Source organism: uncultured Rossellomorea sp. (assembly GCF_947488365.1).
Classification (GTDB): Bacteria; Bacillota; Bacilli; order Bacillales; family Bacillaceae_B; genus Rossellomorea.
In genome coordinates, this window is sequence record NZ_CANKZT010000004.1 from 230208 (window position 1) to 244767 (window position 14560).

Annotated in this window: 10 protein-coding genes and 1 tRNA gene; 10 read left to right on the forward strand and 1 reads right to left on the reverse strand. The window is 44.0% G+C overall.

Annotated elements, in window-relative coordinates:
* Positions 1-2: 2 nt before the first annotated feature.
* The 5 genes from Q1B03_RS15645 to Q1B03_RS15665 all read left to right on the forward strand — a co-directional run bounded on the left by Q1B03_RS15645 (position 3) and on the right by Q1B03_RS15665 (position 8922).
* Positions 3-1046, forward strand: coding sequence for a HEAT repeat domain-containing protein (locus Q1B03_RS15645; RefSeq protein WP_299743283.1), 1044 nt, complete (start codon positions 3-5; stop codon positions 1044-1046).
* Positions 1043-2455 carry a glycosyltransferase gene (locus Q1B03_RS15650; RefSeq protein WP_299743286.1) on the forward strand — a complete coding sequence of 471 codons (1413 nt, stop codon included), beginning with the start codon at positions 1043-1045 and terminating at the stop codon, positions 2453-2455. The genes Q1B03_RS15645 and Q1B03_RS15650 overlap by 4 nt, the downstream gene beginning before the upstream one ends.
* 625 nt (positions 2456-3080) lie before the next feature.
* Positions 3081-3149, forward strand: coding sequence for a lipoprotein (locus Q1B03_RS22185; RefSeq protein ID WP_366141304.1), 69 nt, complete (start codon positions 3081-3083; stop codon positions 3147-3149).
* Positions 3150-5687: 2538 nt separating this feature from the next.
* Entirely contained in the window at positions 5688-6059 is a 372-nt protein-coding gene (locus Q1B03_RS15660) for a response regulator transcription factor (protein ID WP_299743292.1), read from the forward strand.
* A complete protein-coding gene (locus Q1B03_RS15665; RefSeq protein WP_299743296.1) occupies positions 6046-8922 on the forward strand; it encodes an ATP-binding protein in 2877 nt (958 codons plus the stop codon). Before Q1B03_RS15660 ends, Q1B03_RS15665 begins: the two co-directional genes overlap by 14 nt.
* Before the next feature lie 47 nt (positions 8923-8969).
* Here the strand turns inward: Q1B03_RS15665 and clpP are convergent, their stop codons facing one another.
* On the reverse strand, positions 8970-9566 hold the full coding sequence (gene clpP / locus Q1B03_RS15670; protein WP_098352025.1) for an ATP-dependent Clp endopeptidase proteolytic subunit ClpP: 597 nt from the start codon (positions 9564-9566) through the stop codon (positions 8970-8972).
* A 580-nt stretch (positions 9567-10146) separates the two neighbouring features.
* Between clpP and Q1B03_RS15675 the strand changes: the two genes are divergently transcribed.
* From Q1B03_RS15675 to gap, 5 genes are all read left to right on the forward strand, one after another.
* Positions 10147-10218: transfer RNA gene (locus tag Q1B03_RS15675), tRNA-Arg, on the forward strand.
* 251 nt (positions 10219-10469) lie between these two features.
* Entirely contained in the window at positions 10470-11810 is a 1341-nt protein-coding gene (rpoN, locus tag Q1B03_RS15680) for an RNA polymerase factor sigma-54 (RefSeq protein WP_299743306.1), read from the forward strand.
* A 133-nt stretch (positions 11811-11943) separates the two neighbouring features.
* A complete protein-coding gene (locus tag Q1B03_RS15685; protein WP_299743309.1) occupies positions 11944-12189 on the forward strand; it encodes a glutaredoxin family protein in 246 nt (81 codons plus the stop codon).
* Positions 12190-12338: 149 nt separating this feature from the next.
* Positions 12339-13358 (forward strand): sugar-binding transcriptional regulator, encoded by a 1020-nt coding sequence (locus tag Q1B03_RS15690; protein WP_299743312.1) that lies wholly within the window; start codon positions 12339-12341, stop codon positions 13356-13358.
* 54 nt (positions 13359-13412) lie between these two features.
* Complete coding sequence (gap, locus tag Q1B03_RS15695; RefSeq protein WP_044338275.1) at positions 13413-14420, forward strand: type I glyceraldehyde-3-phosphate dehydrogenase; 1008 nt, start codon at positions 13413-13415, stop codon at positions 14418-14420.
* Positions 14421-14560: the final 140 nt, after the last annotated feature.

Below are 14560 nucleotides of genomic sequence, written 5' to 3' on the forward strand. Positions count from 1 at the left end.
CATTGTTCTCTGAGGAACTTTTTTATTTTTCTATTGTGCTGGTTGGTTTGCTTGTTGTGTTAACGGGCCTTTGCCTGTATTTAATGATAAAAAAGATGATCGACAATAAAAATCGGGGTAAGATCGAGAGGTTTAAAGAGGAGTATCAATTAGCCCTTTTTCAGTTTTTACATGAGGGCGTGAAGGATGAGAAGTTAATGCAAGGCTCGCCTTTACAGACCAGGGCGCTCATTGAGTTGTTGGCCGGCTTTTCAAAGATGTTTGCATCTCTCGACATTCAGGAACGATTGCAAGGGTTTGCAGAAGACCATTTTCAAACGTTCATTCTGTCACAGCTGAGGCACAGAAGGTGGAGCCTTAGGATGAATGCCCTTTACTGGATACAGGATTTCAAGATGGAAAGTATGACTGGAGCATTAAGGGAGCTCCAAGACTCCAAATCGATGAGCAGATCGGAAGAAATTCAATTGCTGAAAATCGCTGTTCTGTTCGATGAGGAAGACCTGCTTGCTAGATTGACTGGGACGAAGCATGATTTGACGGAATTTGAGTACAGTATACTGTTTCATTCATTCAGGGAAGATCAGTTTCAACCATTGGTCCTGGCTTTTGATGAACTCCCTGATGTGATGAAATATGCCCTCATCGATTCGATAGGGGTAAAAAATAGGATGGAACATGTTGCTTTCCTAGAGGACCTGTTGGAGGTGGACTCCACTGAACTAAGGGTCCGTGCATTGAAAGCGGTGGTGGGTATGGAGTTTTATCTTTCCATACCTAAACTTTCCGTTCACCTACGCGCTGAATCCTGGCAGGAACGGCTGATGGCCATCAAAGCATGTGAGTATATCCGTTCCCGGGAGCTCACTCCATACTTACAAGAGCTTATGAGTGATCCATCTTTTTATGTCCGGTCCCAGGCGGCGCAATCCCTCTTGCGCCTTGAAAACGGGAAAGCTTTGTTAGGAGAAATCGCTGCCCATGCCGAAGACGAATATGCAAGGGATATGGCTGGGCAATGGCTGGAAAGGGGGGCGGTTACATGAATATAACAGCAGAATGGGGAAACATCATGATGTTCATCGGATGGTTTGTTCTCATTTATATGATTCTTGTTATCTCTTTTTATACGATTCTCCTCGTGATCTCCCTTTTTCAATTAAGGAAAACCTACGGGCTGGATGATTGGCAGCCGTACGAAGAGCTCTTACACCTCCATCAGACGAAGCCGGTTTCCATACTGGTCCCTGCTTACAATGAATCTGTCGGTATCATGGCGACGGTGAGGTCCTTACTGAGTATTGAATACCCTGAATATGAAATCATTATCATAAACGATGGCTCAACCGATGATACCATGGAAAAGCTCGTTGAGGCATTCCAATTGGTGAAGATTAAATGGGTGATCCGTCAACAGCTTCAAACAAAGTCAGTAAAGGGAGTTTACCAATCAAAGCTGTACAAAAATTTGCTCGTTATCGATAAAGAAAATGGCGGGAAAGCCGATGCATTGAATGCCGGGATTAACGTGTCCAATTATCCATACTTCTGTTCCATTGATGGAGACTCGGTTCTTGAACGGACCGCCTTCTTAAAGGTGATGAAACCGATCATTGAATCAGATGGCGACGTGATTGCATCCGGTGGAAGTATTCGCATCGCCAACGGATGTGAAATCGAAAGTGGAGAAATTGTGAAAGTAGGGTTGTCACGTTCTCCAATCGTTGTCATGCAGGTCATTGAATATTTACGGGCGTTCCTTATGGGGCGCATCGGCTTAAGCAGGCACAATCTGCTGCTGATCGTATCGGGAGCGTTTGGTGTGTTCTCGAAGCGCTGGGTCGTGGACGCAGGAGGATATTCCCACACGGTAGGAGAGGATATGGAACTTGTTGTCAGGCTCCATCGGTATGTAAAGGAGCAAAGAGCGGACAAAAAGATTGTTTATGTTCCGGATCCAGTCAGCTGGACGGAGGCACCGGAATCATTGAAGTACTTGAGGCGCCAGAGGAGCAGATGGCATCGGGGTTTATTTGAAAGCCTTTGGATTCACCGCCGCCTTCTGTTTAACCCCAAATATGGCTCTATTGGAATGGTGTCCATGCCTTATTTTCTTATCATTGAATTCTTTGGTCCTGTCGTTGAATTGATGGGTTATATCATTATGATTCTATCGCTCTTTCTCGGCGGGGTTTATCTTGAATTTGCGATTTTATTATTTTTACTCTCGATCCTTTATGGCTCGATTCTGTCCATGGCAGCCGTTCTTCTGGAAGAATGGTCCGTCAGAAAGTATCCGAAAGCATCCGACATCGGGAGGCTTTTCGCCTATTCATTAACCGAGACATTATGGTATCGTCCGTTAACCGTTTTATGGCGCTGTGAAGGAATACTCGACGTGATCCGCAAGAAAAGGGGCTGGGGAGAAATGGCGAGAAAAGGGGTGTCAAAATGACGAAGCTGAAATCCTATTCATTTGTCTTGTTCATCGCAGGCATCGTCCTGCTGGTGTCTGCCCCTTTTTGGCTCTGGCAGGTTAAGAAAGAGAAGGACCTGGACCTACTGGTCATTGATAAAACGGTCCCTGATACGACGTACCGTGAACATAAAGGGCTGATGTGGCTTCTGAATCAGCAAAAATATGTACAAACGAATGGGGATCGTTACGATTTAAAGAAAGACTATGTTGGATTTGTTCCCAACAAAAATCAAACCTTTGATATTAAAAATATCCCTCCATCCACCGACCGGTATGATGCAGTCTACATAGCCGATACGTATGGTGTGTATGAAGAGGAGTTCCATAATGAAAATGTCTCTGGCAAGCGTTCCTCCAAGCTTTACGGAGGCTTGACGGACCAGGATATGGAAGTATTGAGAGACATGGCAATGAACGATGGAAAAACATTGATCGCCGAGTTCAATTCCATGGCACAGCCTACGGAAGAAGCAACAAGGAAGAAATTCTATTCCCTGTTCAATCTGGAGTGGTCGGGCTGGATCGGAAGGTATTTCCCTGAACTGACGAATAGCGAAGTGCCTGAATGGGTGAGGGATAACTACGAGAAACAGTATGGTGAATCGTATCAGTTCACGGGACCGGGTTATGTGCTTGTGGACGAAAAGGACCGGTTGGTGGTGTTGGATAAGGATGACATCGGGAAGAAAGGTGTCGTTTTTTCCACCACGCCTCAGGGTGAAGAGTTCATCGGCGAAGAAATCAGCACAGCTTATTCATATTGGTTTGATATCGTGGAAGCGATCAATCCTGATGAGGTCATGGCCAACTATACGCTGTCACTGTCAGAGAGTGGAAAGGACACCATGAAAGCACTGAATCTTCCTGTTACATTCCCGGCTGTGGTTCACGGCCAGAACCGTCAATTTGACACGTATTATTTCAGCGGTGATTATGCGGATCAGGCGGATGTGCCTGACCTGTACCAGACCGTCGGGTTTTCTACCTGGAGAAAATGGACGGGGTCCACCAGTCCGGATGACATGTCTCAATTTTACTGGAAGGCGTATACTCCCCTGATGACGGCGATCCTTAAGGATATCCAAAAGGATGGTGACCGTAAGGAGACCCAATTCGTTGAAATTACCAAAGAAAATGATGTGAAGCTCGCTGGGAAAACCGGCACAGACTACATTCAGGTGAAGAAGGATGGAAAGTGGGAAGACCTCCTCATAAAAGGGGTGAATATGGGAATTGCAAGGCCGGGTTCTTTCCCAGGTGAAACCGCGATTTCCAAAGAGGAATATCTGAGGTGGTTCAAGCAGATCGGAGGGATGAATGCGAACTCCCTCCGGATTTACACCATCCATCCTCCCGAATTTTATGAAGCTTTTTACGAGTACAATCAAATGGCAGAAAAACCGCTGTATTTATTCCACGGCGTGTGGGTCAATGAAGAGATCTTCTTAAGGTCCGAGGATGCCTTTGCAAAGGAAAACACCGACGAACTTTCGTCAGAAATCAAGAAGACCATTGATCTCGTGCATGGGAATGCTGAAATACCGGAACGAAAAGGTCATGCGTCCGGATCTTACACCTATGACATATCCCCTTACGTCCTTGGCTGGATTTTCGGGGTGGAGTGGGATCCCGAAGTGGTCCTTGCGACAAATGAAAAGCATAAAGGACTTCAGGATTTCAAGGGAGAATACATTGAGACGGAAAAGGCACAGCCTTTTGAAATCTGGCTCACTGAAAGAATGAATGAAGGAATCGCATATGAAACGGATACGTATCAATGGCAAAGGCCTGTGAGCTTCACGAACTGGGTCACGACCGATCTGTTGGATCATCCAAGTGAACCCCTGGAGAAAGAAGACATGGTGTCTGTGAATCCGAACGTCATGAAGGGCACCGACAAATTGAAAACGGGTTTATTTGCTTCCTATCATATTTATCCGTATTATCCCGATTTTCTGAATTACGAGCCGGAGTATGTCGATTATATCGACCAACGGGGAGAAAAGAACAACTATGCAGGCTATTTGAATGATATGAAGAAAGCACACTCCATGCCGTTAGTCGTAGCGGAGTTCGGTGTCCCGGGATCACGGGGACTGACACATGAAAACGTCTACGGCATGGATCAGGGTCATCATTCGGAAAAAGAGCAAGGTGAAATCGACCGGCGATTATTCGAAGATATCGTGGAAGAAAAAATGGCCGGTGGAATGGTGTTCGCCTGGCAGGATGAGTGGTTCAAACGGACGTGGAATACGATGGACTATGACAACCCCGACAGGCGCCCGTTCTGGCAAAATGCCCAAACCAATGAGCAGCAGTTCGGAATGTTGAGCTTTGACCCGGGGCTGAGTAAATCCAGCATGATCCACGTGGACGGAAGGACCGGGGATTGGACTTTTAATGGGATCAAACCTGCTTTTGACAAGGATGGACACAGCCTCTATGTGACGAGTGATGAACGCTTTGTCTATATACGGGTTGATTCAGAACGAATTTCTGAAGGGAAAGACACCTATCTACTCTTTGACACGATTCAAGACCAGGGGCAATCCACGATTCCGAATGTGAAGGATGTGTCCACAAAAGGGGTGGACTTTGCCCTTCACATAAAGGGAGAGAAGGAAGCACGTTTGTGGATCGACAGCTATTATGACACCCATCACTATCAGTATGGGCATGTGCTTCATATGATTGAAGAAGAGAAATATGCGAAAGTGAAAAACAACGGGGAGTATCATCCGATCCGATTGACGTTGAACAAATCATTGGATGTAGGGGGGAAGAATATCCCGTTTCAGTCCTATGAAACAGGCGTCCTCCAGTTCGGGACATCGAATCTTCAGGATAAAGCGTATGATTCTTTGACGGATATCGGTGTTGACTCTTCTCAAGGTCGATATGAAGTCCGTATTCCTTGGCAGTTGCTGAATGTGAAGGACCCAAGCCTTAAAGAAGCGATGGGGGATATTTGGTCAGGTAATGGATTGCAAAGCTCAACGACCCTGGAGTCCATCAAGATCGGTTTATACGAAAGAGATGGAGGCAAGGTCTTCTCATACCCTGCCAGTACCGGGGACGGATTCATCAATCCCGCAAAATTTCATCCGTACTCCTGGGAAACATGGGACCAGCCGACCTCCCATGAGAGATTGAAGCAATCCTACTATGAAATGAAAAAAGCATTTGAGAAAGTAGGGGAATAAGAATGGCGAGAATTCTCATTGCGGAAGATGAAGAAGTCCTCCGGATGTTGATGGTGGATACACTCGAAGACGAGGGACATGAGCTCGATGAAGCAGCCGATGGCCGGGAAGCGGTCGATCAGATCATGGAAAATGACTATGATCTCATTCTTCTCGATTATATGATGCCTCTTTTGAGTGGTCTGGAAGTGATTGAAAGGGTGAGGAATTCACCTGAAAAAAGTACGGTGAAAATCATGATGGTTTCTGCCAAGAGCCAGCAATCGGATAAGGACCTCGTGTTGAAATCCGGAGCCGATTATTTCATCGCCAAGCCGTACAGTCCGGCAGAACTCGTTCAGCGGATCGAGGACATATTGAATGAAGAAAATTAAAGAATTATTCCAAACAAGCCTACGCAATCAATTCATCGGATTGATGAGCGGCTTCATCGTCATTTTCTTCATCGTGGCAGCCTTTTTGTCTTTGTATGATCAATCCATTACGAATGAGTACCAGGTTCAGAGGAATCAGTTGAATCAAAAAGAAGACCTGGCTGAGCAATTGGACAGAGATTTTCAAAAGGCCTTCTTTGATGCGAGAGGATACCTTGCATTTGGAAGGCAGGAGTTCAAAAAAAGTATCTTTAATCAAGAGAAAAAAGTGGATGACACGTTAAAGAAATTAAAAGGGTTAAAAACAGAACCGGAAGATCAGCTCTTTTTTAAAGATGTAGAGGAATTTTCCAATCTTTATTTCAAGGATATGGCGCCGCGGATCATAAGCGATTATGAAAAGGGGGATATAGAGGCTGTGAAAGAGGCTTCGGCAGCCGGGGCCACTGCTACAATCGAAACGTTCCAAACCCAGCTCAACGGGTATACGGACTCCATTGAACAAAGCAAGCGAAGTGCGTATGATGAGTTGAAACGGAAAGAGTCAATAAGTCAAACGGCTTTTGTGATCTTCATTTTTCTTATGCTGCTGGTTCTGATGAGATTGATGAGAATGATTGCAAAACAAATCGGTCATCCTCTCAACCAGGTGGCCTCTGCCGCTGAACAAATTGCAGAAAACGATTCATACCAACAGTGGACGTTTGAGAATAAACGGAAAGATGAAATCGGTAAGATGTCCAGGGCATTCGAAAAGATGATTTATAAAATCCAGGAGAAGGAAGAGCATCTCCTGGCCCAAAATGAAGAACTGCAGGCCCAGCAGGATGAGCTGGAATCCCAGCAGTCTGAACTTGAGCATCTGCTGAATATGACGATGAACAGGGAGTCGCAGCTCGAACGCCGGAACGAATTCATTCATGGGATTTCGGGCTCCCTGAACAAACAAGAGGTACTGGAAAGCATTGTGAAGAGTATGAGTCAGGTGATGGGAGCTTCACGGGGCATGATTGTTCTCATGGATGAGCAAAAGTCAAATGCATCATTTGGGATCTCTCAAAATGGTGTTGCACAGTTCTTGACGTACATTTATAACGGGATCCATCAACGATTATTCGATTCGAGGGAACCTTTCTCCCTCAAGCGGGAAATGCTGCCTCTTGAGAAGGGGTATCATGAAGAAACCCTCTACTCGTATGACTTATTTTTACCTGTCCTTTCCGCCGATCAACAAGTGGAAGCCATCATGGTATTTAGCCGTTTCGGAAATGATTTCGATAAGCAGGAGTTGGCTGAGTACACGAGTCTGGCAAAGCAAATCTCCATTTCTCTGCAAAAGATCAGACTGTTTGAAGAAACCGAGGCAAACCGTCAATTAACGCAGGATATCCTGAATAATATTCAAGAAGGAATACAGCTCATCGATAAAGACGGCAACAACTTATTAATGAATACGAAATTAACGACCTTGATCGAGGGGGAGATCGATGAACTTCAACAGGCATGCTATCAAACATGGAAGCAGGCACTGATCGATCGGGTCGAAAACAAAGAAAAACTGGATGAATATTATGAGACCATCGTGAAGGAAGGGAAGACAGGTAAACATCTTCTTACCTATCATCTGGTGGACAGTAAAGAAGTCTTCCAGGTATACTCCGAATCTCTTTATCGAGGGCAGGAGCAGGTCGGCACCATATTCGTCCACCGGAATATCACAAAAGAATTCGAAGTCGATCAAATGAAATCAGAATTCGTCAGTACGGTCAGTCATGAGCTTCGCACCCCGCTGTCGAGCGTGCTTGGCTTTACGGAACTTATGCTGACGAAGGAGTTAAAACCGGAAAGAACAAAGAAATACTTAACGACGATTTATCAAGAAGCAAAGCGGCTGACGTCCCTCATCAACGATTTCCTTGACGTCCAGCGCATGGAGTCGGGACGCCAAACCTTCGAGAGGCGATTTGAGGATGTTGTCCCGATCATTCAGCATGTGATCGATACCCAAAAGGTCAATGCCCCCCATCACTTCTTTAATATCGCAAGGGAGACGGATTGTACGATCGTCCTGGGAGATCGGGATAAGTTGTCCCAGGCATTCACCAATCTGGTCAGCAATGCCATCAAGTATTCACCTGATGGGGGTACCATAACGATCTATTTACGGGAAGAAGAGGATAGTATTCTCATAGATATCAGGGATGAAGGTCTCGGCATACCAAGTGACTCGATTCCAAACTTATTCACCAAATTTTATCGTGTCGACAATTCTGACCGCAGAAGAATCGGTGGCACGGGATTAGGACTTACGATCGTAAAAGAAATCATCGAGATCCATGACGGGGAAATCACTGTGTCATCAGAGGAGGGGAAAGGAAGCGTGTTTACCATCCGCTTACCTCTCGTGACCATCGAAACCTTCAAAGAGGATGAACACTGCGGGGATGGGATGAAAATTATCGTCATTGAAGACGATATCAATCTTGCTTCCTTACTGAAAGCGGAGCTATCCGACAGTGGTTTCAAGGTGCAGCACACTCCGTCAGGAAATGATGCCTTGAAAGAAATGCAGGAATCGAAGCCTGATGCCGTTGTCCTCGATATTATGCTCGAAGGCAGCATGTCGGGATGGGATGTACTTGAAAAAATCAAATCGGACCAAAATTTTGCACAAGTACCGATTATTATATCTTCCGCATTAGATGAAAAAGAAAAAGGACTCACGCTCGGAGCCAATGATTATTTAGTCAAACCATATCACCCTAGTAAGCTATCCAAAACGATCTTACATCTCCTCTTGAAAAAAGGGATGAATGGTGAGGTTTTAGTACCGATTAAGGAGAAAACGTTTGAAATAGAGTAAAATAAAAACCCCCTCACGGCTCAATTCCGTGAGGGGGTTTCATTCTCTTACTTATTATTCATATCGTTACGAGTGATGATGCGATCGATCAATCCATATTCAAGCGCTCTTTCCGCTGTCATGAAGTTATCGCGATCAGTATCTTTTGAAATCACTTCCAATGGTTGACCAGTGCGATCAGCCAGGATTTGATTCAGTTTTTCACGAAGGAATAGAATACGCTTCGCTGCAATTTCAATTTCCGTTGCTTGACCTTGTGCTCCACCAAGTGGTTGGTGAATCATTACTTCAGCGTTTGGAAGGGCTAAGCGCTTACCTTTAGCACCAGCTGCAAGAAGGAACGCACCCATTGAAGCGGCCATACCTATACAGATCGTTTGTACATCAGGCTTAATGTACTGGATCGTATCGTAAATTGCCATACCTGCCGTAATGCTTCCACCAGGAGAATTTATGTAGATTGAGATATCCTTCTCCGGGTTTTCAGATTCAAGGAAAAGAAGTTGTGCTACAATGGAGTTTGCCACATTGTCATCAATGCCGCTTCCAAGCATGATTACACGGTCTTTCAATAAACGTGAATAAATGTCATACGCACGTTCACCGCGGTTTGTTTGTTCAATTACTGTAGGAATTAAATTCATCCTCGTTCCTCCTTAGAAATCCTTTTTATTTTTCTGAATTACTTATTCACTTTGTACTGTAATCATACACCCATGGTCAATAAAGGTCAAACTAAACGCTTCCTTTATTCCCCTGTATGTAAATCCTTTCTACATCATACCCACTCATTCCTTTTTTAAACGGGGGTGATGTGGTAAGTTTGTTGTTATTTAAGTTAGTAGAAGGTCAATTTCAGTGAATTATGTATCTACCTTCTAAAACAGTATAGAGTGAATCATAGACCGTTCCTTTCCGCTACAGGCACTTGCTTTCCGCGGGGCGTGAGTTGAGCCTCCTCGGGCTTTGCCCTGTGGGGTCTCAACTTTCCCGCTATTCCCGCAGGAGTCAAGTGCCTTCCGCTTCAATACACTCTGTGGTTCTTTAATAAGATAGATAAAGAGTACAGGAGATCTTGAAGAGTTAACTAATTACAAAGAACTTCCCACTGCAATTCTTAAAGGATATTAATAGATAATCTAAAAAAGACATAAACGAGAATATCTATTGCAAACAAGCATTTTCTGGCTTATAATATGTATTCGTGACGGTCATTCATTTCATGCCCTCGTGGTGCAACGGATAGCACGTAAGATTCCGGTTCTTAAAATGGGGGTTCGATTCCCTCCGAGGGCGTACTTTAATCCAGAGAGTTCCTGTGTTTGTAGAGAGACATTACAAGCACAGGAACTCTTTTGCGTTGTAGCTAATTAATAGAGCTAATTGGACAGGGACCTTTATATAAAGTTTAATAGTAGCCTCGGTTCTCCTCTCATTTTCCCACTCGTTCCTTCATATTTATAGTACAAACCCACCAACTACCAACGAATTCCCATTAACGAACCGCCAATTTTATTGTAGAATAGACAAATGGGAGGTTAGTAATCATGAATTTGAAAGCAGGACTTTTTCAAAATCAACAATTAAAACTTCAAATGACGCAGCAGCTTTCTCAAGCCATCACCATCCTCCAATATTCTACGATGGAACTGAATGCTTATTTAGAAGCTAAGCAATTAGAGAATCCCCTTATACAATTAGAACCGCCTAAACTAGACCCCCTCCATCAACGAGAACCTTATACTTATAAACGAAATGCCGGCAATCACGAAAATACGGTGGATTGGTATGAATATGTATCCGTGCCAAAGAGGACTCTTGCGGATGCGCTATCTGTTCAATTAAATTTGAAATCGCTTACTTCTTTGGATAGAAAGGTAATGGAAGAATTAATATACAGCTTGGATGACAATGGGTATTTGAGAGTAGACGAAGAATCCTTCATTCAAAAACATGGTTTGGAAATGGCTCGACTAGAAGACTATATTAATAAGCTTCAGGAATTAGAACCGGCCGGGATAGGAGCGAGATCCCTGAAGGAGTGCATATCCCTTCAGCTGCAACGGAAATCCAATGTTCCCCCTCTGGTTACGATGATTGTCGATAACCATTTTCAAGCTTTTGCAGAAAAGAAGTGGAAGGCAATCGCCAATGATCTTGCCGTTGAGCTAAAAGACATCCAGCAGGCGGCTGATTATATCCAGCATTGCAATCCGAGACCCGGCTCAAAATATTCCCAGCATATCGCTGAATACATTATTCCTGAGCTGGTCGTAAAAGTGATCGATGGTCATACAGTGGCTGTATCGTTATATGATGGTACAACCGTAAACGTCACATATAATGAAGAATATACAGATTTCCTAAAGCATCACCCGGATAAGGAAGTCCAGTCCTATCTTCAGGAAAAGGAGCAAGACTTCGAGTGGCTATTGCAAAGTTTAAGACAGCGAAAGCAAACGATCCTGAAAGTAGGGAAGATGCTGGCTGAAAAGCAAAAAGCCTTCTTCTTAAAAGGTCCATCCGCGATCCATCCTCTGACGTTAAAGCAAGTGGCCAATGAAATCGATGTTCATGAATCCACCATTAGCCGGGCTGTAAAAGGAAAGTATATGCAAACACCTTATGGGATCTTCGAGTTGAAGTACTTCTTTACCTCGGCGATCAAATCGGTCAAGCTCGAGGATTCAGAAGTAGCTTCTGCCAGGGCGGTGAAAAATGAGCTGCAAAGGCTGATTGATGAAGAAGATAAGAAAAAGCCTCTATCAGACCAGAAAATTGTCAATCTACTATTGGATAAAGGCTATGATGTTTCAAGAAGGACGATTGCCAAATACCGTGATCAATTAGGGATCACTTCTTCAACGATGAGGAAGAGGTACGAATAGAATCTTGGACTAGTGAGTGTACCAGGTACTCAATGGTTAATTTGTACCTGGTACACCGAAGCCATTTTGTACCAGGTACAAGGCCAACAAACGAAACGACGTTTCCTACAATTAAACAAAGCGAGGCAACAACATGAAACAAGTCATTTTTTACACACGCACACAATGCGGACTTTGCGAAGACGCAAAAATCACCCTGAAACTCCTTCAGGATGAGATGGGCTTTTCCATTGAAGAAAAGGACATCGATAAAAGCGATGTCCTCACAGAACGTTTCGGACTGATGATCCCGGTCGTGGAACTGGACGGGGAAATCCTTCAGTATGGGCAAATTGATTATTTTACGCTCAGCAAGCGTTTACATGAGAAAACCCGATAGTTTCTAGTTGAATTACGATTCATACCCTGATAAAATAAAATTTGAAAGCAGGGATGAATTTTTTTTAGAGGTAGTGGGACATAATATGTCTATGTGGGACCTTTAAAGTCCAACTCAACCACGCACTTCATTTGAAGGAGCTTTTATCTATGGAATCTTTAATTGACATACAAAAGCGATTATTACCTGACCTGCTTGAAGTTATGCAAAAAAGGCATCAAATTCTACGGTCCATCCGTTTCATGCAGCCTGTCGGACGCAGAAGTCTTGCCCAGAATATGGGGCTGACAGAACGCGTTCTAAGAAGCGAAGTGGAGTTCCTGAACAATCAAGATCTCATTGATATCAAAACCTCTGGCATGATCATGACGGAGGAAGGTATCCAGCTTTTAGAGAACCTTGAAAGCATGATGAGAGAGATTTCAGGAATCAACGTTATGGAACAGGAATTAAAATCTTTACTAAATCTTCATGAAATTGTAATCGTTCCTGGGAATAGTGATGAGTCTCCTTGGGTAAAAGAAGAATTAGGGCGTGCATCAGCTTCTAGTATGAAACGTCGCCTGAAAGGAAATACTATCATCGCTGTGACTGGAGGTTCGACGATGGCAGCCGTAGCAGAAAGGCTGACACCTGATTTCTCTGACGATACCTTGTTTGTTCCTGCTCGGGGTGGAATCGGAGAAGACGTTAAAAACCAGGCTAACACCATATGTGCCAAGATGGCTGAGCACACAGGAACGCGACATCGTGTTTTATATGTGCCGGATCAGGTTAGTAAAGAAGTATACAAATCCTTCTTGAAAGAACCGATGATCAAAGAGGTTTTGAATTTGATCAAATCGGCTAACATGGTTCTCCATGGGATTGGAGATGCTATCACAATGGCTGAAAGACGGAAGACCACTGAAGAGGATTTTGAGAAAATCACAGATGGTCATGCTGTCGGGGAGGCATTTGGTTATTATTTTAACGAATCGGGTGAAGTGATACATAAGGTGCCAACGATCGGCCTGCAATTAGAAGATTTAAGTCACATCGAAAACGTCATCGCCGTCGCCGGCGGAAGCTCGAAGGCGAAAGCGATTCGGGCGTATATGAAGAGTGCTCCGTATAAAACCGTGCTTATCACGGATGAGGGAGCCGCAAGAGAGCTTTTAAAAGGGTAAGCCCTTTTGAAATATAAAAAATCATCCTTAACTATCTAAAGGAGGAAATTATTCATGGCAACAAAAATTGGTATTAACGGATTTGGACGTATTGGACGTAATGTATTCCGTGCAGCACTTAAAAATAATGACGTAGAGGTAGTAGCGGTTAATGACTTAACTGATGCAAACATGCTTGCTCACCTTTTACAATATGATACAGTTCACGGAACTCTTCAAGAGAAAGTAACTGTTGATGGTGACTACCTTGTAGTCGGCGGTAAAAAAGTAAAAGTATTAGCTGAGCGCGATCCTGCTCAACTTGGTTGGGGAGATCTTGGTGTAGATATCGTTGTTGAATCTACTGGACGTTTCACAAAGCGTGCTGACGCTGCGAAACATATCGAAGCTGGTGCGAAGAAAGTCATCATTTCTGCTCCTGCATCTGATGAAGATATCACAGTGGTTATGGGTGTTAACGAAGACAAGTATGACGCGGCTAGCCACGATGTTATCTCTAACGCATCTTGTACAACAAACTGCTTAGCGCCATTCGCTAAAGTTCTTAACGATAAATTCGGAATCAAGCGTGGAATGATGACGACCATCCACTCTTACACAAACGACCAACAAATCTTAGACTTACCACATAAAGATTACCGTCGTGCTCGTGCAGCTGCTGAGAACATGATTCCAACAACTACAGGTGCTGCGAAAGCTGTATCTCTAGTACTTCCTGAGCTTAAAGGGAAACTGAACGGTGGAGCGGTTCGTGTTCCAACTCCAAACGTTTCTCTAGTAGACTTAGTTGCTGAACTGGATAAAAACGTAACAGCTGAAGATGTGAATGCTGCGCTTAAAGAAGCGGCTGAAGGCGATCTTAAAGGAATCCTTGCGTACAGCGAAGAGCCTTTAGTATCAACTGATTACAACGGTAGCCCGGCTTCTTCTACAATTGATGCATTATCTACAATGGTTCTAGAAGATAACATGGTAAAAGTAATCTCTTGGTATGACAACGAGAGCGGATACTCTAACCGTGTTGTAGACCTGGCTGGTTATATCGCTTCTAAAGGACTTTAATCGATAAAGTTTTGTAAATTGACATCATTAGCATGGTGATTGATGGATAAATTTTGTCCCACCATCTATAATGAAGATGTGATGAAGGGGAGCGGGGAAGATTCCCCTCTCCCTTTTCTTATTGCCATTTCTATTTTTTT

Bases quoted from the DNA above. Each gene is read 5' to 3' on its own strand.
- Q1B03_RS15660 (WP_299743292.1), top strand. From the start codon at position 5,688: ATGGCGAGAATTCTCATTGCGGAAGATGAAGAAGTCCTCCGGATGTTG.
- Q1B03_RS15685 (WP_299743309.1), top strand. From the start codon at position 11,944: ATGAAACAAGTCATTTTTTACACACGCACACAATGCGGACTTTGCGAA.
- clpP (WP_098352025.1), bottom strand. From the start codon at position 9,566: ATGAATTTAATTCCTACAGTAATTGAACAAACAAACCGCGGTGAACGT.
- Q1B03_RS15665 (WP_299743296.1), top strand. From the start codon at position 6,046: ATGAAGAAAATTAAAGAATTATTCCAAACAAGCCTACGCAATCAATTC.
- Q1B03_RS15650 (WP_299743286.1), top strand. From the start codon at position 1,043: ATGAATATAACAGCAGAATGGGGAAACATCATGATGTTCATCGGATGG.
- Q1B03_RS15690 (WP_299743312.1), top strand. From the start codon at position 12,339: ATGGAATCTTTAATTGACATACAAAAGCGATTATTACCTGACCTGCTT.
- rpoN (WP_299743306.1), top strand. From the start codon at position 10,470: ATGAATTTGAAAGCAGGACTTTTTCAAAATCAACAATTAAAACTTCAA.
- gap (WP_044338275.1), top strand. From the start codon at position 13,413: ATGGCAACAAAAATTGGTATTAACGGATTTGGACGTATTGGACGTAAT.